This window comes from Marinobacterium jannaschii DSM 6295, assembly GCF_000620085.1.
Taxonomy (GTDB): Bacteria; Pseudomonadota; Gammaproteobacteria; order Pseudomonadales; family Balneatricaceae; genus Pontibacterium; species Pontibacterium jannaschii.
On record NZ_KK211067.1, the window covers coordinates 208948 to 234010 of the forward strand.

General features: G+C 55.3%; 24 protein-coding genes and 1 tRNA gene. 18 read left to right on the top strand and 7 right to left on the bottom strand.

Translation table 11 applies throughout. The features are described from left to right. The first annotated feature begins 146 nt into the window (after positions 1 to 146). The 8 genes from Q354_RS0121600 to Q354_RS0121635 all read left to right on the top strand — a co-directional run bounded on the left by Q354_RS0121600 (position 147) and on the right by Q354_RS0121635 (position 10267). Complete coding sequence (locus Q354_RS0121600; protein ID WP_027859427.1) at positions 147 to 1181, top strand: hydroxymethylglutaryl-CoA reductase; 1035 nt, start codon at positions 147 to 149, stop codon at positions 1179 to 1181. Further along, the gene (gene fni, locus Q354_RS0121605; protein ID WP_027859428.1) at positions 1181 to 2209 is read left to right on the top strand and encodes a type 2 isopentenyl-diphosphate Delta-isomerase; all 1029 of its coding nucleotides are present in this window, start codon (positions 1181 to 1183) and stop codon (positions 2207 to 2209) included. The genes Q354_RS0121600 and fni overlap by 1 nt, the downstream gene beginning before the upstream one ends. A gap of 16 nt (positions 2210 to 2225) precedes the next feature. Further along, a complete protein-coding gene (locus Q354_RS0121610; protein ID WP_027859429.1) occupies positions 2226 to 3392 on the top strand; it encodes a hydroxymethylglutaryl-CoA synthase in 1167 nt (388 codons plus the stop codon). Continuing rightward, positions 3392 to 4381, top strand: coding sequence for a mevalonate kinase family protein (locus Q354_RS0121615; RefSeq protein ID WP_036231046.1), 990 nt, complete (start codon positions 3392 to 3394; stop codon positions 4379 to 4381). The genes Q354_RS0121610 and Q354_RS0121615 overlap by 1 nt, the downstream gene beginning before the upstream one ends. Continuing rightward, positions 4359 to 5324 carry a mevalonate kinase gene (mvk, locus tag Q354_RS0121620; protein ID WP_245601108.1) on the top strand — a complete coding sequence of 322 codons (966 nt, stop codon included), beginning with the start codon at positions 4359 to 4361 and terminating at the stop codon, positions 5322 to 5324. The genes Q354_RS0121615 and mvk overlap by 23 nt, the downstream gene beginning before the upstream one ends. Continuing rightward, positions 5308 to 6312, top strand: a complete 1005-nt coding sequence (gene mvaD, locus Q354_RS0121625; protein ID WP_027859432.1) for a diphosphomevalonate decarboxylase — start codon at positions 5308 to 5310, stop codon at positions 6310 to 6312. The genes mvk and mvaD overlap by 17 nt, the downstream gene beginning before the upstream one ends. A 39-nt stretch (positions 6313 to 6351) precedes the next feature. Next, the gene (locus Q354_RS0121630; protein WP_027859433.1) at positions 6352 to 8703 is read left to right on the top strand and encodes a DNA polymerase II; all 2352 of its coding nucleotides are present in this window, start codon (positions 6352 to 6354) and stop codon (positions 8701 to 8703) included. Positions 8704 to 8800: 97 nt separating this feature from the next. Beyond that, complete coding sequence (locus Q354_RS0121635) at positions 8801 to 10267, top strand: hypothetical protein (RefSeq protein WP_027859434.1); 1467 nt, start codon at positions 8801 to 8803, stop codon at positions 10265 to 10267. Positions 10268 to 10276: 9 nt separating this feature from the next. Here Q354_RS0121635 and Q354_RS0121640 read toward each other — a convergent pair whose 3' ends face one another. From Q354_RS0121640 to Q354_RS0121660, 5 genes are all read right to left on the bottom strand, one after another. Next, positions 10277 to 10744 carry a DUF3291 domain-containing protein gene (locus Q354_RS0121640; RefSeq protein WP_027859435.1) on the bottom strand — a complete coding sequence of 156 codons (468 nt, stop codon included), beginning with the start codon at positions 10742 to 10744 and terminating at the stop codon, positions 10277 to 10279. 96 nt (positions 10745 to 10840) lie between these two features. Further along, complete coding sequence (locus tag Q354_RS0121645; protein ID WP_027859436.1) at positions 10841 to 11659, bottom strand: AraC family transcriptional regulator; 819 nt, start codon at positions 11657 to 11659, stop codon at positions 10841 to 10843. 179 nt (positions 11660 to 11838) lie between these two features. Next, positions 11839 to 12504, bottom strand: a complete 666-nt coding sequence (locus Q354_RS0121650; protein ID WP_027859437.1) for a LutC/YkgG family protein — start codon at positions 12502 to 12504, stop codon at positions 11839 to 11841. Next, the gene (locus tag Q354_RS0121655) at positions 12501 to 13904 is read right to left on the bottom strand and encodes a LutB/LldF family L-lactate oxidation iron-sulfur protein (protein ID WP_027859438.1); all 1404 of its coding nucleotides are present in this window, start codon (positions 13902 to 13904) and stop codon (positions 12501 to 12503) included. The genes Q354_RS0121650 and Q354_RS0121655 overlap by 4 nt, the downstream gene beginning before the upstream one ends. Before the next feature lie 14 nt (positions 13905 to 13918). Further along, positions 13919 to 14707 carry a (Fe-S)-binding protein gene (locus Q354_RS0121660; protein ID WP_027859439.1) on the bottom strand — a complete coding sequence of 263 codons (789 nt, stop codon included), beginning with the start codon at positions 14705 to 14707 and terminating at the stop codon, positions 13919 to 13921. A gap of 276 nt (positions 14708 to 14983) precedes the next feature. Between Q354_RS0121660 and Q354_RS0121665 the strand changes: the two genes are divergently transcribed. The 10 genes from Q354_RS0121665 to Q354_RS0121710 all read left to right on the top strand — a co-directional run bounded on the left by Q354_RS0121665 (position 14984) and on the right by Q354_RS0121710 (position 23476). Further along, complete coding sequence (locus Q354_RS0121665; RefSeq protein ID WP_027859440.1) at positions 14984 to 15676, top strand: FadR/GntR family transcriptional regulator; 693 nt, start codon at positions 14984 to 14986, stop codon at positions 15674 to 15676. Positions 15677 to 15820: 144 nt separating this feature from the next. Beyond that, entirely contained in the window at positions 15821 to 17737 is a 1917-nt protein-coding gene (thrS, locus tag Q354_RS0121670; protein ID WP_027859441.1) for a threonine--tRNA ligase, read from the top strand. A gap of 64 nt (positions 17738 to 17801) precedes the next feature. Next, positions 17802 to 18299: a translation initiation factor IF-3 gene (gene infC / locus Q354_RS0121675; RefSeq protein WP_051560515.1), complete on the top strand. Its 498-nt coding sequence runs from the start codon at positions 17802 to 17804 to the stop codon at positions 18297 to 18299. Positions 18300 to 18403: 104 nt separating this feature from the next. Continuing rightward, positions 18404 to 18598, top strand: a complete 195-nt coding sequence (rpmI, locus tag Q354_RS0121680) for a 50S ribosomal protein L35 (protein WP_027859443.1) — start codon at positions 18404 to 18406, stop codon at positions 18596 to 18598. Between the two features lie 37 nt (positions 18599 to 18635). Continuing rightward, complete coding sequence (gene rplT, locus Q354_RS0121685; RefSeq protein WP_027859444.1) at positions 18636 to 18992, top strand: 50S ribosomal protein L20; 357 nt, start codon at positions 18636 to 18638, stop codon at positions 18990 to 18992. A 255-nt stretch (positions 18993 to 19247) separates the two neighbouring features. Further along, positions 19248 to 20231, top strand: coding sequence for a phenylalanine--tRNA ligase subunit alpha (pheS, locus tag Q354_RS0121690; RefSeq protein WP_027859445.1), 984 nt, complete (start codon positions 19248 to 19250; stop codon positions 20229 to 20231). 51 nt (positions 20232 to 20282) lie between these two features. Then, positions 20283 to 22673: a phenylalanine--tRNA ligase subunit beta gene (gene pheT, locus Q354_RS0121695; protein WP_027859446.1), complete on the top strand. Its 2391-nt coding sequence runs from the start codon at positions 20283 to 20285 to the stop codon at positions 22671 to 22673. 18 nt (positions 22674 to 22691) lie between these two features. Further along, the gene (gene ihfA, locus Q354_RS0121700; RefSeq protein ID WP_027859447.1) at positions 22692 to 22994 is read left to right on the top strand and encodes an integration host factor subunit alpha; all 303 of its coding nucleotides are present in this window, start codon (positions 22692 to 22694) and stop codon (positions 22992 to 22994) included. Beyond that, positions 22975 to 23331: a MerR family transcriptional regulator gene (locus Q354_RS0121705; RefSeq protein ID WP_027859448.1), complete on the top strand. Its 357-nt coding sequence runs from the start codon at positions 22975 to 22977 to the stop codon at positions 23329 to 23331. Before ihfA ends, Q354_RS0121705 begins: the two co-directional genes overlap by 20 nt. A gap of 68 nt (positions 23332 to 23399) precedes the next feature. Beyond that, a tRNA-Pro gene (locus Q354_RS0121710) sits at positions 23400 to 23476 on the top strand. 117 nt (positions 23477 to 23593) lie between these two features. Here the strand turns inward: Q354_RS0121710 and Q354_RS0121715 are convergent. Further along, on the bottom strand, positions 23594 to 24271 hold the full coding sequence (locus Q354_RS0121715; RefSeq protein ID WP_156948446.1) for a hypothetical protein: 678 nt from the start codon (positions 24269 to 24271) through the stop codon (positions 23594 to 23596). Between the two features lie 476 nt (positions 24272 to 24747). Beyond that, positions 24748 to 25063 (bottom strand): integrase core domain-containing protein (locus Q354_RS28060; RefSeq protein ID WP_156948447.1); only part of this gene is annotated, 316 nt, incomplete at its 5' end.

A 25063-nucleotide genomic window follows, 5' to 3' on the forward strand; every position in this document is an offset into this window, starting at 1 on the left:
CCCTTTAGGCTTAGGGGCGCTCGATTGCATTCGCTCAGGTGGAGCTTTAAAATCCCCGCCCATCCTGAGGTTTTCCGGGGCCGTTTACTGATAACCTATGCTGTTGTCAGTGCCTATCGCCCCGTCTATCGGTACAGAGCCAGAACATGAAAGCACATAAGATCCAGCAAGCCCCTATTCCCATGCGCAGTGTCGGTCCGCTGAAGATCAGTGGCCCGGTGCTTGACGAGAAAGTCGTGGTGCCGCTGGCCACTTACGAAACGCCCCTGTGGCATTCGGTTGGGCGTGGTGCCCGTGTTTCGACCCTGACCGATGGCATCAAGGCCACCATTATTGATGAGCGTATGACTCGCTCAATTCTGCTGGAAGCGAACGATGCCCATGAGGCTTTGCTGGCGTTGCAGGCCATCAAGGGGCGGCGTGAGGATCTGCAGGCGGTGGTGGCTCAGTCCAGCCGCTTTGCCAGGCTGATCGATATGCACAGTCAGGTGGTGGCAAACCTGATCTACCTGCGCCTTGAATTCACCACCGGTGATGCCTCGGGTCACAATATGGTGACCAATGCCGCAGACCGGTTGTTGCCGTGGATTCTCAATGAATATCCACAGCTGCGCTACTCCTCTATTTCCGGGAACTATTGCTCCGACAAAAAGGCGACGGCCGTCAATGGCATCCTCGGTCGTGGTAAATACGTGGTGACTGAGATCACCATTCCCCGTGACATCTGTGAGCGACGCCTGAAAACCACGCCGGAAAAAATCGTCGACCTGAATATCAAGAAGAACCTGATCGGTACCATGGTGGCGGGTGGCCTGCGCAGTGCCAATGCTCACTATGCCAATATGTTGCTGGCGTTTTACCTGGCTACAGGCCAGGATGCGGCGAATATTATTGAAGGCTCGCAGGGGATCGTGCATGCCGAAGTGCGTGCTGGCGATCTCTACTTCTCATGCACCCTGCCAAACCTGATTATGGGAACGGTAGGCAATGGCAAGGGGATCGATTTCGTCGAAGACAACCTGCGTGAGCTGGGTTGTAAGGAGGAACGTGAGCCGGGCGCGAATTCGCGTCGGCTGGCTGCGATCTGTGCTGCAACCGTGCTTTGTGGCGAACTCTCTCTGCTGGCGGCGCAAACCAATCCGGGTGAGTTGATGGAAGCTCACATTAAACTGGAACGCTAATGTCCGATCAGACCAACGATCGTAAGATCGAACATATCCGGGCCATCGAGAACGATCCGCTGACCGATCGCAGTCATCATTACTTTGATGCGATCCGGTTGCTGAACCGTGCCATGCCTGAGCTGGACCTGGCTGAGGTCGATCCGGCAATCAGTTTTATGGGTAAGAGGCTGAGCTTTCCTCTGCTGATCTCCTCGATGACCGGTGGTGATCATAAGCTGGTGAAAACCATCAATCGTAATCTGGCTCTGGCCGCAGAGCAGACCGGGGTTGCGCTGGCGGTGGGTTCCCAGCGGGTGATGTTCAGTTCGCCTGAAGCGCGCGAAAGTTTTCAGCTGCGCCAGCACGCGCCCTCGGCGCTGCTGCTGGGGAATATCGGCGCGGTGCAATTAAACTATGGTGTGGCTGCACAACAGGTTCAGGAGGCGATAGATTGTCTTGGTGCAGACGGTATCTACCTGCATCTTAATCCGTTGCAGGAAGCCGTTCAGCCTGAGGGAGATACAGATTTTTCCGGTCTGCAGCAGGCGATCAGTGCGCTGGTCCGGGAACTGAAAGTACCGGTGCTGCTGAAAGAGGTGGGCTGTGGTCTGTCTCCGGCCGATATCGAGCAGGGGCTGGCCGCTGGCGTTCGTTACTTTGATGTGGCTGGAGCCGGTGGCACCTCATGGAGCCGGATCGAGCATCATCGTCGCAACGATGGCGTTGACCTGGGGCTGCGCTTTCAGGACTGGGGAATTCCGACGCCACAGGCGCTGAAGATGGCTGATCCGTATCATGACCGGGCGACCCTGATCGCCAGCGGCGGCCTCAGAGATGGGATTGATATGGCGAAGTCTGTTATACTCGGCGCCTCCTTGTGTGGCATGGCAACGCCTTTCCTGGCTCCGGCTATGGAATCGGCAGAGGCCGTGGTGGCGGTCATTGAAAGGATTCGACGGGAATTTGTAACCGCCATGTTCTTACTGGGAGCCCGGGATGTTTCATCTCTGTTTAGAAACCGGACTCTCATACTAGAAGAGTGTTGAGGATTGAGACCTTAATATGTCAGTTGGTATTGACGAAATTAGCTTTTATACATCCAATTATTTCCTGGATCTGCGTACCCTGGCTGAAGTGCAGGGCACCGATCCTGAGAAGTACTATCAGGGTATCGGCCAGATAAAAATGGGTATGGCCGCACCTGATGAGGATGTGGTGACAATGGCAGCCAATGCTGCCCTGCCGCTGATCGAACGGGTCGGTGGAGATGCAATCAGTACCCTGATGTTTGCGACAGAGACCGGTATCGATCAGTCCAAGGCTGCAGGTGTCTATGTGCATCGCCTGCTGGGCCTGACTTCAAACTGCCGGGTCGTTGAGATGAAACAGGCCTGTTACAGTGCCACAGCTGCTATCCAGATGGCCTGTGCCCTGGTGGCACGCCAGCCTGAAAAGAAGGTGCTGGTCATCGCGTCTGATATCGCCCGTTACGAGCTGGACACCCCCGGTGAAGCGACCCAGGGATGCGGCGCTGTAGCTATGTTGATCTCTGCTAATCCACGTATTGTTGAAATCGCGCCTGAAGTGGGTAACTACACTGAGGACGTGATGGATTTCTGGCGCCCGAACTACCGCTCTACGGCACTGGTTGATGGTAAGTATTCCACCAAGATCTATCTGCGTTCACTGAAGCAGGCCTGGGAGAACTTCCGTCAGGTCAGTGCGGCGTCATTTGAGGATTTTGGACACTTCTGTTACCACCTGCCGTTCAGTAAGATGGCGCAGAAAGCCCATCAGCAGCTGGCCCGTATCAATAAGGCGGGTCTGAGCGCCGAACAGCTGGAAGAGCAGATCCTCGATAGTCTCTACTACAACAAGATTATCGGTAACAGCTATACGGCTTCGATGTATATCGGCCTGACCTCGCTGCTGGAAAACTGTCGGCAGAACCTGGCGGGCAGTAAGATAGGCTTCTTCAGTTACGGCTCAGGCTGTGTGGCGGAATTCTTCTCCGGCACCGTGATGGAAGGCTATCAGCAGTACCTGCATACCGAGCGTCACAGCAAGATGCTGGAAGCCCGCTCCGAAGTTTCCTACGACGAGTATCTGGCACTCTACAAGCATCCTGATCCGCGCGACGGTGAGCGTTGTGATATCCCGCACGTCACTACCGGGCGTTATCGCCTGGTATCTATCGTCGATCACAAGCGGGAATATATCGCGCTCTGATGAAAGCAATCGCCCCGGGAAAAGTCATCCTGAGTGGGGAACACTCAGTGGTGTACGGGGCGCCTGCCATCGCCCTGGCGGTCGCCAACCATATCTCAGCTGACTTCATCGCCGATCGCGAAGCGCGTATAGATATCCGCTTTGCCGGGGCCGAATCGGCTGCACTTTCTCTGTCCGATATGGCCCAGCTGCCCGCTCAGCTGGACCAGCGCTTCGAGTCCTTTCTTCAGGGTGAGTTAGATATCACCCGGGTTCTGCAATCTCCGTTTCAGCTTTTACACTATGTACTGGGTTTACAGTCTGTGGCTGTGGGCGGCTGCCTGACGACGCAGAGTACACTGCCGATGGGGGCCGGTATGGGCTCGTCGGCAGCGGCGATCGCCGCTACCTTGCTGATCGCCGAGCGACTTACCGGTACTGAACTGAGTGCCCGTCAGCGCTTCGAACGGGTACGTTTCTGTGAGCGTCTGCAGCATGGCCGGGGCAGCGCCATCGATGCGGCCGCCGTCACTTTAGGTGGTTTTGTCCGGGTCCGTGAGGGCAATGTCGAACAGCTGGATATTGGCCTGCAGGGCGAGTGGTACCGGGTAGATACCGGTTCGCCCCGGGTTTCAACCGGGGAGTGTGTGCAGGCGGTAAGGGAAGGCTTCGCCGGTAGTGCAATCTGGAATGAATTTGCTGACGTCAGTGATGCGATGATTGCTGCAATGGATACTTCTGACCAGTTGCTGGCGCTGATTCGGGCCAATCACCGGCTGCTGCAGGCGATCGGCGTGGTACCGTTGCCTGTAGCCGACTTTATTGCTGAGATTGAAGTCGCCGGTGGTGCCGCCAAGGTCAGCGGCGCCGGGGCTCATCAGGGAGATCAGGGCGGCCTGGTGCTGGCTTGTCTGTCGCGTAACGAACTGGCAAAAATCTGTGCCCGACACGGTTATCGTTGGACACCCGTAGAAGAGGATGCATCCGGTGCCCGGATTATCAGTGACTGAAGTCGCGCCTGACAGCGCCTTAGTGGTTACCGCCCCCGGCAGCATCATGCTGATGGGGGAGCATGCGGTATTATTTGGCCACCGCGCTATTGCCTGTGCCGTGAATAAGTATATGCGGGTCGAACTGACTCCCCGCGGCGACCAGCGGGTTGAGATCGACTCGGCCCTGGCTCGCTACAGTGCCAGTCTGAGTGCGCTGACAGATGAGCCTCGCCTGAGCTTTGTACTGGCCACTATCCGGCGTTTTGTACCTCAGCTGGCACAGGGTTTTCGTCTGACTATCCGCTCTGAATTCTCCCATACTGTCGGGCTGGGTTCCTCTGCTGCAGTGACAGCCGCAGTGGTGACAGCCCTGGCGACCTATGCCCGGGGCGAAACGCCGGAGCGGGCAGAGCTTTTCGACCTGGCGCTGTCGGTTGTGCATGAAGTCCAGGGCGGTCGGGGGTCCGGTACCGATCTGGTTGCCAGCATCTACGGCGGCTTTATCGCCTACACAGTCGAGCCACGTCAGATCGAGGCTCTCAGTGGGCTGCCGCCGATCAGCCTGTTTTATGCCGGTTATAAGACGCCGACGCCGATCGTACTGCAGCGGGTTGAGCAGCTGAGCCGATCACAGCCTGAGATCTATAATGAGCTGTACAGGCTGATGCACAGCACAACAGTCGCGGCGGAAGCAGCTATTCGCGCAGCGGACTGGAATGAGCTGGGTAAGCTGATGAATATCTATCAGGGGCTGATGGATGCCCTGGGTGTTTCAGATGCAACCATCAGCGATATGATCCGGCGCCTGCGGGGATCCGAGCAGATTGCTGGTTGCAAGATTTCCGGCTCCGGACTGGGCGACTGTGTAGTAGCCCTGGGGCGCGACCGGAATCTGGATATGCCGTATGAAGAGATACCGGTCGCGGTATCAGCCAAGGGGGTTGATGTTGAAACTATCTAAAATGGACGTGGTAGGTCCCTATCTGCCGCAAACGTTGCAACCGGGTGAGCGGGGCGAGGCCTTTGCGCCAAGTAATATTGCGCTGTGCAAATACTGGGGAAAACGCGATACCGGCCTGAACCTGCCGATTAATGCCAGCCTGTCGGTATCTCTGGCCCATCTCGGTTCCAAAACCACGATTACGCCAGCAACAGGCGCTGAAGATCAGGTCTGCCTGAACGGAGACCTACTGGCCGCTGATAGCAGGTTCGCCACCAAGGTGGTCGATTTTGTTGACCTGTTCCGTGGCGACCTGAACCAGCCGCTGCGTATTGAAACCCACAACAATATCCCGACCGCTGCCGGACTGGCCTCGTCGGCCTCCGGATTTGCTGCGCTGATGCTGGCGCTGGATGACTTTTACCAGCTTAAGCTGGAGCCGCCGGTATTGTCCGCTTTCGCCCGCATGGGCAGCGGGAGTGCCTCGCGTTCTGTATTTGAAGGCTTTGTCGAGTGGCAGATGGGCCATCGCGACGACGGTATGGACAGCCATGCTTTCCAGCTCAGCGCCCGCTGGCCGGGCCTGCGGATCGGACTGGTCAAAGTTGCTACCGGAGAGAAAAAAGTCGACTCCCGGGCGGGCATGCAGCGTACCGTTGAAAGTGCCCACCTTTATCAGAGCTGGCCATTGCAGGCCGCGGCCGATCTGGAAAAACTGCATCAGGCCATTCTGGCACAGGATTTTGCCCTGCTGGGTGAGACCGCCGAACAGAATGCATTGTCGATGCATGCCACGATGATCGCTTCCTGGCCGCCGCTGCTTTACTGGCAGCCGGATTCAGTCGCTGCCATGCATAAGGTCTGGCAGTTACGGGCCGAAGGGCTGGCACTCTACTTTACGATGGATGCGGGACCAAATCTGAAGCTGCTGTTTGAAGCTGAGGATCAGGCTGCCATCGAGCAGCAGTTCCCGGATCTTGAAGTGGTTAATCCATTTCCTGCCGGCTGATCGAGAGCGCACCTGAAGGTGCGCTTTTTCCTTCCTGATATGAACCACGCACCCACTTCCCACTCCCGTCAGGGATTCCTATTGACCCGCCAGCAACAGGATGCCCCGCAGGGGATCGAACTGCTGTACTGGCTGCGGGCGGCAGATGAGGCCTTCAGCGTACGTATCCCGGCGCAGGAAGCGGTGTTCTTTATTCACGATCAGCAGCGGCAGCAGGCCGCTGCGGTACTGGCGGCCTTGCCTGATTGGCGGGCGCAGAAAGTCGCACTGCAGGATCTTCGCTCCGAGCCGGTAACGGCACTCTATTTTCGTTCTCTGAAAAGCTACCGGCGTGCCAGCGAGCTGCTGCAGCAGGCGGGCATTGCGATGATGGAGGAGGATATCCGCCACTGTGACCGTTACCTGATGGAGCGGTTTATTCAGGGCGGGGCCGAGGTGTTTCAGCAGGGGGATCAGGTGCGATTGCGTGCGGCTGACCTGTCACCACAGTTCCGTATCCTGTCGCTGGATATTGAGACCACCATGCGTGCCGACAAACTGTTATCGATCGCCCTCTATGCCGATGACTTTGAGCTGGTGCTGATGCGGGGCCAGGGCAGCGATCGCGAGGGGCTGAAATTTCATCCTGACGAGGCGGGATTATTGCGTGGCCTGATGGCTGCGGTGAAAGCCTACGATCCGGATATCTTTATCGGCTGGAACGTGGTGGGATTTGACTTCCGGGTGCTGGAGCAGCGGGCACAGGCACTGGGGATTCCCCTGCGGCTGGGGCGGGACAGTCAGGCGATCCAGGTGATTCAGTCCAGTCAGGGTAAAGCCTTTGTACGCATGGGCGGACGTCTGGTACTGGACGGCATCGACACCCTGAGGGGGGCGACCTGGCAGTTTGAGAGTTTTTCACTGGAATATGTCTCACGGCAGATGCTGGATCGCGGCAAGCTGATCGATCATGTCGGGCAGCGCGGTGATGAGATCCAGCGCCTGTTCCGCGAGGATAAGGAAGCCCTGGCGCGCTATAACCTGGAAGATTGTCGCCTGGTATGGCAGATCTTCGAGAAAGCCCAGCTGCTGCACTACCTGATCGAGCGGACCCGGCTGACCGGACTGGCACTGGATAAGGTTGGCGGCTCGGCAGCGGCCTTTGATAACCAGTATCTGCCGTTACTGCACCGGCGTGGCTATGTCGCGCCGGAATATGCCACCGGCCAGTCCGGGCTGGGCGCCCCCGGCGGCTATGTGATGGACTCTCTGCCGGGATTGTACCGTCAGGTGCTGGTACTGGATTTCAAGAGTCTGTATCCGAGTATTATCCGTACCTTCCGGGTTGATCCGCTGGGGATGGTCGAGGGGCTGAAGGAGGGGGCTGATGAAAGTGATCTGGTGCCGGGCTTTAATCAGGCGATCTTCTCCGCCAGCCAGTCAATTCTGCCGGGACTGATCGAGCGTCTGTGGCAGGCGCGTGACCGGGCCAAGCGGGAACGCAATGCCCCGCTGTCGCAGGCGATCAAGATTATCATGAACTCCTTTTATGGCGTGCTGGGTTCTAACCTCTGTCGCTTCTATGATCAGCGTCTGTCCAGCTCGATTACCCTGCGGGGGCACCAGATACTGATGCAGACCCGGGAAGAGATTGAGCGCCGGTTTGGTCATCAGGTGATCTATGGCGACACCGATTCGGTATTTGTCTGGCTGGGCGATGACTATCCTGAAGATCAGGCAGATGCCCGGGGCCAGGAACTGGCAACCTACCTCAATGGCTGGTGGCAGCAGCTTTTACAGCAGAAGTTCGGGCTACCCTGTCATCTGGAGCTGGAGTACGAAACCCATTACAGCCGCTTTCTGATGCCTCGGATGCGCCACTCCGAGAAGGGTACCAAGAAACGCTATGCCGGACTGCAGCAGCGGGCGGATGGTTCACAGCGCATGGTGTTTAAGGGCCTGGAAAATGTTCGCACTGACTGGACTCCGCTGGCACGGCAGTTTCAGGAGCAGCTGTATGAGCGCATCTTTCGCGAGCAGCCCTGGCAGGCGTTGCTGACCGATACGGTGCATCAGGTGCTGGCCGGAGAGCGCGACAGCGATCTGGTCTACCGCCGCCGCATCCGTCAGCCATTATCTGAATATAGGCGTAACCGGCCGCCCCATGTGCAGGCCGCAGAGAAAGCTGAGCGTCAGTGGCTGGCGCAGGGTTTGCCAAGTCCGTATCATCCCGGTAAGCACGTACATTATGTAATGACCGTCAACGGGCCTGAGCCGGAAGAGTTTTTGCATTCGTCGATCGACTATCAGCACTATATCGATAAGCAGCTGAAGCCGGTGGCCGATGCCATACTGCCATTTCTGGGCTATGACTGTGAAAGCCTGATTGCACCGCAACAGAATCTTTTTTAATGCTGGCCGTGGATCGGTCGATAACATCTTGAATAGTCTGAAGACTCACAGCTTGAGTGGTCAGGGACTACCGTTCGGACAGAGAGGAGACTATAGGGTGACAACCATCGAAGCATCGGCTGACACCTTGGAAATGCTGGCACCGGAACGCTCTGCAGTGACCGATTTTAAAGCGCTGCTGGAGGCGATGGGTGATGCCGTAATGGTGCTGGAAGCCGATGGCGTCATCAGCTATCTGACCCCGGCCTGCCGCACACTGCTGTTCTCGATCTCTGCCGACCTGACCCTGGCCTTGGGCAATCGTCTGATTGACCTGATCGACAGCCCGGTACTGCGTCAGTGGCTGCAGGACGATCAGCGCCTCAATCCGCTTTATCTGGCGCTCTATGACAGTGTTTACGAACTGACGCTGGCCAGGCTGAACCACAAAACCGTACTGAAGTGGCGCTCGATTCCTCAGGCCGATGCGGCGGATAACCAGCTGGCATTGTTGCTGGCTGATCTGGAGCAACGCTGGCAGGGGGGCGATATGAGTGCCCGGCTGGATCACCAGAGATTGCCGCAGCAGCAGGATCTGGTCGAAGCGTTTAACGAAGCGCTGGATCAGATAGCCCTGCCGCTGACGCAGTTGCAGCTGTTACTTCAGCGTCTGTTGGGGCGGGTTCCCAAAGAGGCCGGTCTTTCGGTGGCTGAAATGGAAGTGGCCGTTGAGACACTGGAGGCCCGTTCGGAACAGAATCATCAGCAGTTGCTTGAGTTGCTGGGGGCGCTGGATCGTGCCGCAGAATACCTCAGTCAGCGGAAGCTGCATCTCAAATTCAATGACCAGCAGCAGAAAGTGACCGCCGCACTGGCCGGGGAGCACCTTGCCCGGCTGGCGAAACAGGCCGCGTCTCACGGCGTGACCCTGCGTCAGATGCAGCGCAAACTGAAGCTGGCGATCGATCAGCTGCCTCACTCATTACAGCTGGCGCAACCGCAGGCCGAGCCGGCAGCCGTGGCCGAAGCGGTGCCGCAGCAAACCACCCAGGCAGGGCCGGATGTGGATCTCGCCCGCCTTAAAGTGGTAGCCGCGATGCTACAACGCGCTGCCGGCTCGATTCGTGAACATGCTGCGGATATCGCGATCGAAGCGGCCAATATAGGCCCGTCTGCCGACGGTGTATCTGAAGTAAGCCGCAAGCTGCATACGGTTGCTAAGCGCTGTGTTTATGCCGTAGAGATGATGTCTGATGCGGTTAAGCCAGCAGAGCGGGTACCGGATGAGCCCGGGCTACCCGCTGGCCCTGTTGTGGAGCCTGAACCCGAGACGGCAGAGGTGGCGCTGGTTGAAACTGAACTGCCTCAACTGGACGAGGTGCGGGTGTCGTTACAGGTATTCAATGAACAGCTGCAGAGTCTGATTGATGAAATGACTGCCCAGCGCGGCGGCATGGAGCTGGCCGCGTCAGCGGCATCGACACTCTGTCAGCCCGGAGGGGCCGATGAGCAGTCTGCGGCAATGCTGCGCCAGCTCAGTACGCAGCTCGAACAGGCCCGCAGTGCGCTCAATCCGCCTGGCTGAGCGCTGCCTTCATGCCTGGGTTGTATGCAGATCCGGCGGTGCAAACATCGTGCCCAGCGTAAAGGCCTCCTGACCCGGGCCGCTTCGGCAAAGCTGATCGTAGCGGGCGATGGCATCCTCCAGTGTCGGATGTTCGTCTACCTTTACCCACCACATCATCAATGGCGGTGTTTCCATCGGCCGAAACCATTCTTTGCGTCGCTTGATAAACTGAGCATGTTCCGAGCGATAGACAAATTCCCTGAAGGCACTGAAATCCTGCCACACGCTGAGGTTAAAGATAGTATCGGGGTAGCCCGGTACTTCGATTGCCGTGGCGTTATCGCTTTCATCCTTTAGCCGCCAGATAAAGCCTGGGCTGTTTTCGGCCAGGGCATTGATGCGTTCCAGGGCGTCGACAAAAGCGCTGATACGGGGATCGTCGAGGGGATAAAGCGGGGTTCCCAGATTGAGCTGGGCCAGATGATATTGGCTCATGCGTAACTCCTTGCTGCAGAGAGGCTGACTTAGACGGATAGAAGTCTAAAGCGAGTGCCGGCCTGGCGGATTGGACGATCTTGCGCAATTTGTGGATTAACAGGCGTAGGGGAGTGGCCGGTTCTGCTGGTACTGGCCCGGCGTGGTATCCATCATGCGTCGGAACCAGCGATACAGGTGACTCTGGTCGGCATAACCGGTCGTAGCAGCTACCTCGGCGATAGGAACCTGCCGGCGCAGCAGGCGACAGGCTTCATGAATCCGGCACTGGTGCTGAAAGCGTGCAGGCGAAAGTCCGTACTGGCGGCGAAAGCTGCGTTGCAGATGGTACGGGCTGAGTCCGCTGATCTGACCCAGTGTTTCCAGTGATACCGGTTGATGCAGGTTGGCGCGGATATATTCTGCGCTCCGGTTTAAGGCGATGCGGCAATCCGGCCGTTGCGGAGCTGATGTGCTGCGATCGTCAGAGGCCAGCGCGTCAAGCAGCTCAAGCAAGGCAACCTCCTGGTCCAGTCCCTCCTGCTGCATCAGGGCAAAGCAGGTGTCGGTGTAATGCCTGACCAGCTCCCGCCGGTTTTGGGTGGACGCATCAAAGCTCAGGCGGCCATTTTTTTCGCCGCCTTCACTGAGCATGGCGGGATACCAGTCGGCCGCGACATAAAGCATCAGGTACTGCCAGCCATCGGCGTTATCAGGGCGGCAGGCATGGATCTCCTGTGGGTTTATCAGGCAGAGATCATCTGGCGAGGTAGCCTGCTGCAGGCCCCGGTAGTTGAATGTGGCCGTGCCACTGAGCAGGCGACCGATCGACAGGGTTTCATGGCTGTGGGGTTCAAAGCAGCTGCTGTTGTCGCTGGAGTGGCGGATCTCCAGATCGGGCAAGGTGGGGGAACGATAAAACTGATGGCTGGCCATAAAACGTTCCTTGCAATTACAGGAAGTGAATGGCTCAGTCTAACCAGTCGCCGACGATAAAAAAAGCCGCCCGGATGGGCGGCCTAAGGGTGAGGTACTTGTGTTGCAAGTACCCTGGGAATAAACCTGTAGTGCGGTTGCAGGGCTGCGAAAACCTGTATCAGTCGCCAGAGCTATGGTCAGTCGTTTATCAGCAGGATAACCAGCGTGCGAGGGCCATGCGCGCCCATCTGCAGGCGCTGCTCGATATCGGCACTGCGGGACGGGCCGGTGATCATGTTGACGGTGCGAGGCATTTTTTCGCCATGTACCGCCCGTAGTTTCTTCCAGGCATCCTCGTAAGGTCCGACAATGGTTGAGCGCTGCAGTACCACCATATGAATATCCGGCAGGAAGTTCAGGGTAGTCGGACTCTCGCTACGGGAGTGCAGCATCAGGGTGCCGGTCTCTGCGATGCCGGCAAAGCTGGTGGTCAGGCTGGCCATATCGCCGGCCTGAGCGACGCGCTGTACCCGCTGGATCTCACCCAGGGGGCTCCAGTCCAGCTGGTTAAGTGCCTCGTCGCTGGCACTGACCAGTTCATTTAACTGGTTTTCAGTGAGCCATCTGGCGCAGGCCGCCGGGACCTGCTCAATCTGATCCAGCTCGATGATTTCGGCAGCGGCTTCCAGCGCCATCGACTTGAACAGCTCAACCTGTTCCGCGTGGGGCAGCTGGGCGCGTTTCGGGATCAGGTTATCGGCTTTGGCCTGCAGGCGTGACAATACGCGCTGGCGTTCGCCATCAGTTGGCTCGGAGCGGCCCAGGCCGCGACGGATATTACCCAGAATCTCGGCCTTGCTCATCGCTGGCCCTCCTTCCACTGCTGCATAAAGGTTTTACCGGATGGTGCTGGCATATCGCGGAAATCGGTCCAGCCACCTGCCAGTGGTAGTTTGCTGATCTTGCCTTTCTTACCCGCCATGGTGCGCAGGAACCAGTTCGAGGTTTTCGACAGCATGCGATACATCGTCGGGCGTTTGGCAAAGAAAGCCCAGCCTGCCAGGCCGTAGCGCGCTGCCGATGGCGTCAGGTGTTTCTCAAACTCATTCTCGCGCCAGTGCCGCATCAGCTTTGGCAGCGGGATGCGTACCGGGCAGACCGACTCGCACTTGCCGCAGAAGGTAGAGGCGTTCGGCAGGTTGCCGCCTTTCTCGATGCCGATCATCTGTGGTGTCAGTACAGAGCCCATCGGGCCGGGGTAGACCCAGCCGTAGGCGTGGCCGCCAACAGAGCCATAGACCGGACAGTGGTTCATACAGGCTGAGCAGCGGATGCAGCGCAGCATATCCTGAAACTCGGTGCCGACCATCTCACTGCGGCCGTTATCCACCAGTACCACATGGAAGTTTTCAGGACCGTCCTGATCACCCTCACGGCGCGGGCCGGTAGACAAAGTGTTGTAAACCGTGAATTCCTGACCGGTGGCCGAACGTGCCAGCAGACGCAGGAACAGGGTCATATCTTCCAGTGTCGGTACCACTTTCTCGATCGAGGTGACGACGATATGGGTTTTTGGCAGAGTCTGGGTCAGGTCGCCGTTGCCCTCGTTGGTCACGATGATGGTCGAGCCGGTCTCAGCGACACAGAAGTTGGCGCCGGTGATGCCGACATCCGCCGCAACGAACTTCTTACGCAGCATCTCGCGGGCTTCCTGCATCAGTACCGCCGGGTCGTCTGACTTGGGGCGTTTGTGATGCTTATGGAACGCTTCGGAGACATCTTCCAGGTTGAGGTGGATCGCCGGTGCGATGATATGGCTCGGATGATCCTCCCGCAGCTGAAGAATGTACTCACCGAGATCGGTTTCGATCGGCTGTACGCCGTTGGCTTCCAGGTATTCGTTCAGGTTGATCTCTTCCGAGACCATGGATTTGCCCTTGGTAACCGTTTTGGCGTCGACCTCCTGACAGATCTCCAGAATCTTCTTCTGGGCATCCTCGGCGGTACGGCACCAGTGTACGTGACCGCCGTTCTCGATTACCTTGGATTCAAACTGTTCCAGGTAGATATCCAGGTTGCCGAGGATATGGTTTTTCAGGTCGCGCGCTTCATCACGCAGGTCTTCGAACTCCGGCATGCGGTCTACGGCAATCGAGCGTTTTACCGGGAAACCGGCTTTCAGGTTACCCAGAGCCTTCTGCAGACCAACGTCTTGCAGGGCTATGCGGGCGTTTTTCTTAAAATCAGGGCTTTTGATCTGCATCTTCCAACTCCCGCTTAAAGCTGTTTTGCCAGGTCATAATCGGCTTCGCCAATGGCTGGTTCATCACACATGCCGGCCAGGATTTCGACGACGTGACGGGCTTCAACCTCTTTACCCTCACGCTTAAGCTTGCCCGCCATGTTTAGCAGGCAGCCCAGATCGCCGCCGACCAGAGTGCGGGCGCCGGAGTTGCTGATATATTCGGTCTTATTGGACACCATACGGTTGGAAATGTCCGGGTACTTAACACAGAAGGTGCCACCGAAGCCGCAACAGGTCTCAGCCTCTTCCATCTCTTTAAGCTCCAGGTTTTCGACCTTGCCGAGCAGAGTACGGGGCTGTTGCTTAACGCCCAGCTGGCGCAGGCCGGAGCAGGAATCATGGTAGGTGACGGAGCCTTCAAAAGATGCGCTGATTTTGTCGAAGCCAACCACATCGATCAGGAAGGAGGTGATTTCGAAAGCCCGGGCCTTGAGGTCTTCCGCGCGCTGCTTCCAGCTGTCGCCGGCTTCAAACAGGTCAACGTAGTAATGCAGCATGCCAATACAGGAGCCGGACGGTCCAACGACGTAGTCAAAGCCTTCAAAAGCGGCGATGGTCTGCCTGGCGATCTCCTGGGTGGTTTTTTTGTCACCGGAGTTATAGGCGGGCTGGCCGCAGCAGGTCTGTGCTTCTGGCACTTCTACGATACAGCCTGCCTGTTCCAGCAAGCGCACTGTGGCAAATGCAACACTGGGACGGAACATATCCGCGAGACAAGTCACGAACAGGCCGACGCGGGGATGGTGTTCAGCGTTTGGCATCTCAAGTCACCGGGTTACGGGCCTGTACAATTAACCTTCTGAATGCCGTCCTGCACAGGCGGTAAGTAAGCCTGAACTGGTGGGTTCTGGCGCTTGCGCTGTGGCTGGATGAATTGGCTGTGTTCAGTTCCGAAGGCTGTCAGGCACCTGGTTATAGTAATAATATGCCCTGACAGTGGGGATGGCAGGTGCATTTGATTTACCTGCAAGATAGGTAAGGATGGACGGAAAATAAATGCTACACTGGCAACTGGTCTGACCAGGAAGGGGTGGGGCATGCGCGAAGCTCTGGGTGAACAGCTAATCGAAGAGATCAAGCGGGAGATTCTGTTTGGCAATATGCTGCCGGGCAGGAAACTTGCCTCTCAGCGCCAGCTGGCTGAAAAGTACAATCTTTCACGGGCGACGGTACGAGAAGCCGTGCTGCAGCTTGAGCTGGACGGCTTAATCGAAACCCGTCAGGGAACCGCCAGTGTTTGCCGTAACCTGCTGGAGCCTCACTTCAATCTTCCACTGGAAGGGCTGGGAGATAATCTGGATTTTCAGCTGCAGGTAATGGAAATGCGTGCGGCGATTGAGGGCGAAGCCGCCTATTATGCAGCGTTACGTGCTTCCGAAAAGGAGCTGGAACAGCTTGATCTGGAGTTTCGGCGGATGCAGCAGCGCTCAGCCGGAGAGACCACCCTGAGTAAAGCCAAAGCCGACCTGACTTTCCATATGATGATCGCAGAGTCCAGTCATAACCTGCTGCTGGTCTCTTTCAGTCAGATATTTTATAGCCGCTACTTCAACGCTATTTATGGTGTGTTGACGCGTACCCTGAAGAAATTCGGTCGCTATCCCGACGGTATCAGCCAGCAGCATGCCCAGATCCATCAGGCCCTGATGAGCCGCAATGCCGAATCCGCCCGTATTGCCGCCCGTGAGCATATCGATTACACCCGCCGTCAACTGGAAGAAGCTGAATAATCCCCACGCCAATGCCATAGGATTTCGCCAGCTGTTGCGCTAGAATGGCGCGCCTCTGGTTGTACCTGGTTTGTACAACCATGAGCCTAACAGACAAATGAAGTGGCCTTGCGTATGGGTCACCACTGAATCCAGGGAAATAACATGCCTGTAATTACTCTACCTGACGGTAGCAAGCGCGAGTTTGCTAACCCGGTTACCGTATTTGAAGTGGCTGCCGATATTGGTGCCGGCCTTGCAAAGGCTGCACTGGCGGGCAAAGTAGATGGTAAAGAGGTCGATACCTCCTACACCATCGAACAGGACGCCGAGCTGGCGATTATCACCGCGCGTGATGAGGCCGGGCTTGAGGTGATCCGTCACTCTTGTGCTCACCTGATGGCGATGGCCGTCCAGGAGCTGTTTCCCGGTGCTCAGGTAACCATCGGGCCTGTTATTGAAGACGGATTCTATTACGACTTCGCCTACGAACGTCCGTTCACGCCGGAAGATCTGCTGAAGATCGAGAAGAAGATGGCTGAGCTGGCAAAACAGAACCTGCCGGTAACCCGCTCGCTGATGAAGCGTGACGAAGCGGTGGCGATGTTCGAGGAGATGGGTGAGAAATACAAGGTTCAGATCTTGGAATCCATCCCGGGTGACGAAGACCTGTCTTTCTACTCTCAGGGCGACTTTATCGACCTCTGTCGTGGTCCTCACGTGCCCTCTACCGGCCATATCAAGGCCTTCAAGCTAATGAAGGTTGCCGGTGCCTACTGGCGTGGTGACTCCAGCAACGAGATGCTGCAGCGTATCTACGGTACGGCCTGGGGCGATAAGAAAGAACTGAAAGCTTACCTGCACCGTCTGGAAGAAGCTGAGAAGCGTGACCACCGTAAACTGGGTAAGCAGCTGGATCTGTTCCACCTGCAGGAAGAAGCACCGGGAATGGTGTTCTGGCACCCGAACGGCTGGGTGCTGTACCAGCAGATCGAAGATTACATGCGCCGTAAGCTGCGTCGCCAGGGTTACCAGGAGATCAAAACGCCACAGGTGGTTGAACGTACCCTGTGGGAGAAATCCGGCCACTGGGATAAGTTTTCTGAGGAGATGTTCACTACTCACTCTGAGAGCCGTGATTTTGCGATCAAGCCGATGAACTGCCCATGTCACGTTCAGGTTTTCAACCAGGGCCTGCGTTCTTACCGTGACCTGCCACTGCGTCTGGCTGAGTTTGGCTGCTGTCACCGTAATGAGCCGTCCGGTGCGCTGCACGGTATTATGCGTGTACGTGGTTTCGTACAGGACGATGCGCATATCTTCTGTGCTGAAAACGATATCCAGGCGGAAGTATCCCGCTTTATCGACTTCCTGCACGAAGTGTATGCGGATTTCGGCTTTAACGAGGTGATCTACAAGCTGTCTACCCGTCCGGAAAAACGCGTGGGCTCCGACGAGATCTGGGACAAGGCTGAGAAAGCCCTGGCCGATGCGCTGGACGCTGCTAATCTGGATTGGGACGAGCTGCCGGGCGAAGGTGCTTTCTATGGCCCTAAAGTCGAGTTCTCCCTGAAAGATTGCCTGGGACGTATCTGGCAGTGTGGTACTATTCAGGTCGACTTCTCTATGCCGGGTCGCCTCGGTGCACAGTTCGTCAATGAAGCGGGTGAGCGTGAAACTCCGGTAATGTTGCATCGTGCAATCCTGGGGTCATTTGAGCGTTTCATCGGTATACTTATCGAGAACTCCGCCGGTGCGCTGCCATCATGGCTGGCCCCGGTACAGGCTGCGGTTCTCAATATCACCGATAAACAGGGTGAATATTGCGAAAATCTCGCTAACCGATTGGAAGAACTCGGTTTCCGAGCCATTGCGGACTTGAGAAACGAGAAGATCGGCTTTAAAATCCGTGAGCGTACTTTGCAGAAGGTGCCTTACCTTCTGGTGGTCGGAGATAAGGAAGTAGAGTCTGGAACCGTAGCCGTTAGAACTCGGTCGGGTGAGGACTTGGGTACCTTGTCCGCAGACGAGTTTATCGACCTCCTGAACCAGGACTTGGTTCGTAAAGGTCGCGAGCATTAATTAATCGGGAGATAGAGCCATCAGGCGAGATAACAGAAGGGGCGCGCGCAAAGAGCAGGGCCCTATGATCAACGACAAAATCCGCGCAAAAGAATGTCGACTGATTGGTCCAGACGGAACCCAAATAGGTATTGTGCCACTGCGTGACGCCCTTGAGGCGGCGCTGGAGGCCGGTCTGGATCTGGTGCAGATTGCTGAGTCTGACCCCATCGTTTGTAAAGTGATGGATTATGGCAAGCATCAGTATGAAGCGAAGAAGCAAGCTTCTGAAGCGAAGAAGAAGCAGCACCAGATTCAGGTAAAAGAAGTAAAATTCCGTCCTAATACGGAAGATGGGGATTATCAGGTAAAACTACGCAACCTGATACGTTTCCTTGAAGCTGGAGACAAGGCCAAGGTAACCCTGCGTTACCGCGGTCGTGAGATGGCTCACCAGGAGCTGGGTATGAAGCTGATGCAGCGGGTCGAACAGGACCTGATCGAGCTGGGTACCGTTGAACAGCGTCCGAAAATGGAAGGCCGTCAGCTGACCATGGTCATTGCTCCTAAGAAGAAAAAGTAACCCGCTTACTTTCAAGACCCGTAACTGTTTCTCCGGATTCAGCTACGGGTTCTGTTGTATGTCCGGGTGAAAAAAACTAAACGAATGCGTGGGGATTTTTAGTCATGCCTAAAATTAAATCTTGCCGTGGCGCGGCAAAGCGTTTCAAGAAAACTGCGAATGGCTTCAAGCACAAGCAGTCCTTCACTAGCCACATTCTGACCAAGAAGAGCACTAAGCGTAAGCGTCAGCTTCGTCCTATGAAGCAGATTCACTCTGCTGACCAGGCGCTGATCAAGCGTATGCTGCCGTACATCTAATTGGTTTATTAACAGAATTTGAAATAGGAAGGTTCCAATGGCTCGCGTAAAACGTGGTGTTATTGCTCGTCGTCGTCACAAGAAAGTCCTGAAACAGGCAAAAGGTTACTACGGTGCTCGTAGTCGTGTATTCCGTGTTGCTAAACAGGCAGTCATCAAAGCTGGTCAGTACGCATACCGCGACCGTCGTCAGCGTAAGCGTCAGTTCCGCGCTCTGTGGATTGCACGTATCAACGCTGCTGCACGTATCAACGGTCTGTCTTACAGCCGCTTCATCGCTGGCCTGAAAAAAGCCAGCATCGAAATCGACCGTAAGGTTCTGGCTGACCTGGCTGTACACGAGCAGGCTGCATTCGCCGCTGTTGTAGAGAAAGCGAAAGCTGCTCTGGCGTAAGCACCCGTTAATTATCCGGATTGCCTGCACTGCAGGACCTAAGTACTACAGATGAATGCAATCCGACGATAATTGATTTTATGGCAGGGGAAGGGTGTAAACTCTTCCCCTGTTTTTTTGGTGGTTCTGCTGAGTCCATTGCCGGCCGCTGGTTATGCTGGCGGGCTATCAGGTGGGTTGAGCAGAACCTCCTTGCAAATTGCTGTGATGACAGAATGATCCAGCAGCATTTCCCCATATTATCTGGAGCCGGAAATGGAAAACATTGAAGCCCTCTTGGCAGAAGGTGCTGCGGCGGTTGCCGCCGCTCAGAGTACACAGGACCTGGATCAGGTGCGTGTAGAGTATCTGGGCAAAAAAGGTCTGATGACTGCGTTGCTAAAAGGTCTGGGCAAACTCAGCCCGGAAGAGCGCCCTCAGGCCGGTGCGAAAATTAACGAAGCCAAGCAGGCGCTCTCTGAGCAGATCAATGCGCGCAAAGCGGCGCTGGAAAGCGCAGCGCTGGAAGCGCGACTGGCTGCTGAAACCATCGACGTGACCCTGCCGGGGCGCGGTCAGCAGCTGGGTGGCCTGCATCCGGTCACCAAGACAATGGAACGTATCGAAGCGTTTTTCTCCGGTATCGGCTATAGCGTAGCTGAAGGTCCGGAGATCGAAGACGATTATCATAACTTCGAAGCTCTGAATATCCCGTCCCACCACCCGGCGCGGGCGATGCACGATACCTTCTATTTTAATGCCCATACGTTGTTGCGTACCCACACTTCTCCGGTGCAGATCCGCACCATGGAAGCTGAGAAACCGCCGGTACGGATTATCTGCCCGGGGCGTGTTTACCGCTGCGACTACGACCAGACTCATTCGCCGATGTTCCATCAGGTTGAAGGTCTGATCGTTGATACCGATATCAGCTTTGCTGACCTGAAAGGCACCCTCGAGCAGTTCCTGCGTGAGTTCTTCGAGGAAGACGTGAAGGTGCGCTTCCGGCCTTCCTACTTCCCGTTCACTGAGCCATCCATTGAAGTGGATATCGACCGTGGCAACGGCAAATGGTTAGAGGTGCTGGGTTGCGGCATGGTTCATCCAAAAGTGCTGGAAGCTGTGGGTATCGACCCTGAAGAGTTTACCGGCTTCGCGTTTGGTATGGGTGTAGAGCGTCTGGCAATGCTGCGTTACGGCGTGAACGACCTGCGTCTCTTCTTTGAAAACGACCTGCGATTCCTGAGTCAGTTCAACTGATTTCGGTTTAAGAGTCACAGTGGTTAACAACAGAATTTTCGGGAAAGCAGAATGAAATTCAGCGAAAAGTGGTTGCGCGAACTGGTAAACCCTGAGATCGATACTCAGGGCCTCGTCGACCAGATTACGATGGCAGGTCTGGAAGTCGATGAAATTGAGTCGGTTGCCAGCGATTTCAGTGGTGTGGTGGTCGGTGAGATTCTGCTCGCCGAGCAGCATCCCAATGCAGACAAGCTGCAGGTTTGTAAGGTCTCTGACGGCAACGAAGAGTTCCAGGTAGTTTGCGGTGCGCCGAATGCCCGTGCCGGCCTGAAAACAGCCTTTGCCAAAGTCGGTGCGGTCCTGCCAGGGCCTGATGGTAAGGACTTCAAGATCAAGAAGGCCAAGCTGCGTCAGGTTGAGTCCCTGGGTATGCTCTGCGCTGAAGATGAGCTGGGTATGTCGGAAGACCATGGCGGTATCATGGAGCTGGCCGCTGACGCTCCTGTCGGTGCTTGTCTGCGTGAATATCTGGACCTGAACGACAAGATTATTGATGTTGACCTGACGCCAAACCGCGGTGATTGCCTGAGTATTACCGGTCTGGCCCGTGAAGTGGGTGTACTGAATAAGGCGCCGGTGAGCTTTATCGAAGCGGAGGCCGTAGCGCCTGCAATCGATGATACCTTCGAGGTTGTGCTGGAGGCACCGCAGGCGTGTCCGCGCTATGTGGGTCGGGTGATCCGCAATGTTAATGTTAAAGCGGCGACCCCTCGCTGGATGGTCGATAAGCTGGCCCGTTCCGGCATCCGTTCGATTGACCCGGTTGTAGACGTGACCAACTATGTGCTGCTGGAGCTGGGTCAGCCGATGCATGCCTTCGACCTGAACAAGCTGTCCGGTAACATCGTTGTGCGCATGGCGCAGCAGGAAGAGCCGCTGACATTGCTGGATGGTCAGGAAGTTAAACTGAATGAGGATACGCTGGTTATTGCCGACGGCAGCGGCCCGGTCGCAATGGCTGGTATCTTTGGTGGTGAGGCGACGGGCGTAACCACTGATTCCACTGACATTTTCCTGGAAAGTGCGTTCTTCGATCCGATTGCTATCGCAGGTCGTGCCCGCTCTTTCGGTCTGCACACGGATTCATCCCACCGCTTTGAGCGTGGTGTGGACTGGCAGCTGCAGCGTAAGGCAATTGAGCGTGCGACTGCGCTGTTGCTGGATATCGTTGGTGGTGACGCCGGGCCGGTGACAGAAGCGGTGAGTGAGGCGGATCTGCCGTCCGACCGTCAGGTAATCCTGCGTCACGCTAAGGTGAATAGCCTGCTGGCGTTTGAAATGCCGGCTGAAGAGATTGAAGAGATCCTGACTCGCCTGGGCTTGCAGCTCGAAAGCACGGCCGCAGGTGTCTGGACGGTTTCCGTGCCTGCGTATCGTTTTGATATCAGTATTGAAGTTGATCTGATTGAAGAGCTGGCGCGGGTATACGGCTATAACAACCTGCCGGTGCGCACGCCTAAAGCCTCTATGCCGCTGAAGCCGAATCAGGAGTCACTGGTTACAGTGCAGCAGATTCGCCGTAACCTGATCGCTCAGGGTTACCAGGAAGCGATCACGTACAGTTTTATCGAAGCCGGTCTGCAGAAGAAGTTCGATGACCAGTATGAAGCTGTGGCGCTGGCGAATCCTATCTCCGCTGAGATGGCGGTGATGCGTACCAGTATCTGGCCCGGGCTTGTAAAAGCCTTGCAGTACAACCAGAACCGTCAGCAGAGCCGTATCCGTCTGTTTGAAACAGGCCAGCGCTTCCTGCCAAATGGCGAAGAGATGATTCAGGAAAATGTGATTGCCGGTGTGGTATGCGGCGGTCGTGATCCTGAAGGCTGGACAGCAGGAAAAACTCAGGTCGATTTCTTCGATGTTAAAGCGCACGTCGAGTCTTTGCTGGCACTGGGTGGTGCGGGTGATGATTTCCGCTTTGTCGCTCAGAAACATGTAGCGCTGCATCCGGGACAGAGTGCTCAGATTGAGCGTCAGGGTGAAGTCGTTGGCTATATCGGAGCACTGCATCCGAGCCTGCAGGCTGACCTGGGACTGAATGGTAATGTCTACCTGTTCGAGCTGCGTTTGGATCTGGTTCAGCAGGGACGTTTGCCGCGCTTTAGCGAATTGTCAAAATTCCCTGAATCCCGTCGTGACCTGGCAGTGATTGTGGACGAGTCCCAGAGCTTTGAGGCGGTGCGTCAATGTGCCGCTGAACATGCCGGAGAGTTCCTCAATGAGGTTACGCTGTTCGACGTCTACCAGGGCCAAGGTATTGAAGTAGGACGAAAAAGTCTGGCATTGGGCTTGACCTGGCAGCATCCATCGCGCACTCTTAATGAAGAGGAGATCAGCGGAGCGATCGATTCTGTGATCTCTGCACTAGGCAAAGAGTTAGGTGCTACATTGCGAGAGTAAGCGACAAGGGTGATTGTCATGGGCTCGTTGACTAAAGCAGATATGGCGGAACGCCTGTTTGAAGATCTTGGACTGAATAAGCGCGAAGCCAAAGACATGGTGGAGTCGTTCTTCGACGAGATTAGAGAAAGCCTGGCGTCAAATGAGCAGGTAAAACTGTCGGGTTTCGGTAACTTTGACCTGCGCGAGAAAAGCCAGCGTCCGGGCCGAAACCCCAAGACCGGTGAAGAAGTCCCGATTTCGGCGCGCCGCGTGGTGACTTTCAGACCCGGTCAGAAACTCAAGGACCGCGTCGAGAAGTATGCCGGAGACGCTAGTTAGTAACGAGTCCCAGGCGATCCCGGGGAAACGCTACTTCACCATTGGTGAAGTAGCGGGCCTTTGTGATCTTAAGCCACATGTGTTGCGCTATTGGGAGCAGGAATTCGACCAGATTGCGCCGGTTAAACGTAGTAATCGTCGTTATTATCAGCGTCAGGATGTGCTGCTGATCCGTCAGATCAGGAGTCTGCTCTACGATCAGGGCTACACGATCAATGGCGCCCGCCAATACCTTACCAGTGAAGACAATGACGATGATGGCAGTCGCTATAAGCAGCTGTTACGTCAGAGCATTTCTGAGCTTGAAGATATCCTGAGCAGTCTGAAAAACTGTTAGAAAACCTTCACAATATCAATTCCTTAGGCTATATTAGCCTTCTCTTGGCTCAGATGGGCCGGGAACGTCGGGATGTAGCGCAGCTTGGTAGCGCACTTGCATGGGGTGCAAGGGGTCGGAGGTTCAAATCCTCTCATCCCGACCATTTAAATCAATGAGTTATAGAGGGTTTTGATTTCCTCTATCTTATACCACACGTCTTGGGTGTATATCGTGCCCATTTCGTGCCCATTTGATTTTATCTAACACATATAAGCTAGTACTAGTCTTCCGATACTGAGTAAAAAGTTCTGGCGTACTCTCCTTCTATCATGCTCTCAAGCATCGCATGAATTTTCTTATCATGGTATTTAGCTAATTCGTCTAGCTTCTTTTTCGTATCTACATTTAGGTAGGAATTCAACGGTTTCTTTCCTTCCATCTTGTCTCTATGTTTTTTTTGGCTCCAGGCTTTGCCTATATTGATTGAAAACAGCCGTCTCGTGTCCTGAGGAGCAATCCATGCATCGAATGCAGCGTAGATGGCAAGGTGCTTCTCTTTGTTATTGATGGGTGAGAGGTGCCAAGTCGGCATATCGTATTTCGATACGTATTTCCAAGCCCAGTCACACTGATCTCCGTCTCTATGGTTGAGCCACTTAAATGGATCTGCTCCATTATAAATTTGGGTCCAGTTGAACTTAAGATGCTCTAAAAGCTTTGCCTTCATCGACGGGCCTTCAGGCCAAAAATCAAAGAAATCAACGATAGAGCTGAATCTATCGCTGGTACTAGTTGGGTATTTATCCAGATTTAGCTGGTCATACATTAGCGGCGTTGGCGAAACTGGTTTTGAATATCCTAAAAACTGGGGTTGGGCTGTACGCAACAATGCCCAGACCCAAAAACACGCCCTGTCATCATTTTTGAACCATTCAAAGCTTCTTTCAGGTACCAACACCGAGTCGCAATCTTGCTCCATCGTTTTTATGAACTGCTCGCGATCATGTACACGGGGGAAGCTCTGTGCAAGAGCTTGACTAATGCATGAGCACATCTCCTCGACGGTAGGGATCGCACTTCTAAGACTGACACGAATGTTTTTAGAGGGTAAGTAGTCCAGGAAGTATCTAACACGCCTCGAATCTCGAGGGCATATCGCTCCGAGCTTTCTAGTTCTCGAGATCATCTTTGTCTCCTTCATCCATATAGACAATAAATCTGATATGAGTGAAAGGATATCACTACGTAATACTTATGTAGATTGGTTAGTGGTGTTTATGATGTGTTGTATAGGTATTTTTGTGTAGTTTTATGTGAAAGAGTTTTTATGATTTTTTTTGTAAATCAAAGGGTTACGATGTTTTGACCTTATATACCATTGGGCTTGCTGTTAACATGCAACTAGTGAGAGTGTTGTCTGCCTAGGTGTGGATGCTAAGCACGTTGTTCACAAAGTTTAGGTATTCGAGATACCGGCGGTAAGTTTCCAATACTGCCATGACGGCGCTCCCGGTTATAGTGATTGACCCAATTTGCTAATGCCCAGTGACGTGTCACGGAGTTGGCATAGGGCACGGCATATGCCCACTCTCGCAACATTGTCTGAATAAAGCGTTCTGCCTTGCCATTGGTTCGAGGTGTATAAGGGCGGGTGTATACATGCTTAATGCCTTTCGCCGTCAGGATGCGATTAAACAGCCCAGAGCGGTACGCAGGCCCGTTATCGGTCATCAGCCTCCTCACGCTGACA

Bases quoted from the DNA above. Each gene is read 5' to 3' on its own strand.
- pheT (WP_027859446.1), top strand. From the start codon at position 20,283: ATGAAATTCAGCGAAAAGTGGTTGCGCGAACTGGTAAACCCTGAGATC.
- Q354_RS0121640 (WP_027859435.1), bottom strand. From the start codon at position 10,744: ATGAGCCAATATCATCTGGCCCAGCTCAATCTGGGAACCCCGCTTTAT.
- Q354_RS0121600 (WP_027859427.1), top strand. From the start codon at position 147: ATGAAAGCACATAAGATCCAGCAAGCCCCTATTCCCATGCGCAGTGTC.
- Q354_RS0121705 (WP_027859448.1), top strand. From the start codon at position 22,975: ATGCCGGAGACGCTAGTTAGTAACGAGTCCCAGGCGATCCCGGGGAAA.
- Q354_RS0121615 (WP_036231046.1), top strand. From the start codon at position 3,392: ATGAAAGCAATCGCCCCGGGAAAAGTCATCCTGAGTGGGGAACACTCA.
- mvaD (WP_027859432.1), top strand. From the start codon at position 5,308: ATGTTGAAACTATCTAAAATGGACGTGGTAGGTCCCTATCTGCCGCAA.
- fni (WP_027859428.1), top strand. From the start codon at position 1,181: ATGTCCGATCAGACCAACGATCGTAAGATCGAACATATCCGGGCCATC.
- infC (WP_051560515.1), top strand. From the start codon at position 17,802: ATGATCAACGACAAAATCCGCGCAAAAGAATGTCGACTGATTGGTCCA.
- ihfA (WP_027859447.1), top strand. From the start codon at position 22,692: ATGGGCTCGTTGACTAAAGCAGATATGGCGGAACGCCTGTTTGAAGAT.
- rplT (WP_027859444.1), top strand. From the start codon at position 18,636: ATGGCTCGCGTAAAACGTGGTGTTATTGCTCGTCGTCGTCACAAGAAA.
- thrS (WP_027859441.1), top strand. From the start codon at position 15,821: ATGCCTGTAATTACTCTACCTGACGGTAGCAAGCGCGAGTTTGCTAAC.
- Q354_RS0121660 (WP_027859439.1), bottom strand. From the start codon at position 14,707: ATGCCAAACGCTGAACACCATCCCCGCGTCGGCCTGTTCGTGACTTGT.
- Q354_RS0121665 (WP_027859440.1), top strand. From the start codon at position 14,984: ATGCGCGAAGCTCTGGGTGAACAGCTAATCGAAGAGATCAAGCGGGAG.
- pheS (WP_027859445.1), top strand. From the start codon at position 19,248: ATGGAAAACATTGAAGCCCTCTTGGCAGAAGGTGCTGCGGCGGTTGCC.
- Q354_RS0121655 (WP_027859438.1), bottom strand. From the start codon at position 13,904: ATGCAGATCAAAAGCCCTGATTTTAAGAAAAACGCCCGCATAGCCCTG.
- Q354_RS0121650 (WP_027859437.1), bottom strand. From the start codon at position 12,504: ATGAGCAAGGCCGAGATTCTGGGTAATATCCGTCGCGGCCTGGGCCGC.
- Q354_RS0121630 (WP_027859433.1), top strand. From the start codon at position 6,352: ATGAACCACGCACCCACTTCCCACTCCCGTCAGGGATTCCTATTGACC.
- rpmI (WP_027859443.1), top strand. From the start codon at position 18,404: ATGCCTAAAATTAAATCTTGCCGTGGCGCGGCAAAGCGTTTCAAGAAA.
- Q354_RS0121610 (WP_027859429.1), top strand. From the start codon at position 2,226: ATGTCAGTTGGTATTGACGAAATTAGCTTTTATACATCCAATTATTTC.
- Q354_RS0121645 (WP_027859436.1), bottom strand. From the start codon at position 11,659: ATGGCCAGCCATCAGTTTTATCGTTCCCCCACCTTGCCCGATCTGGAG.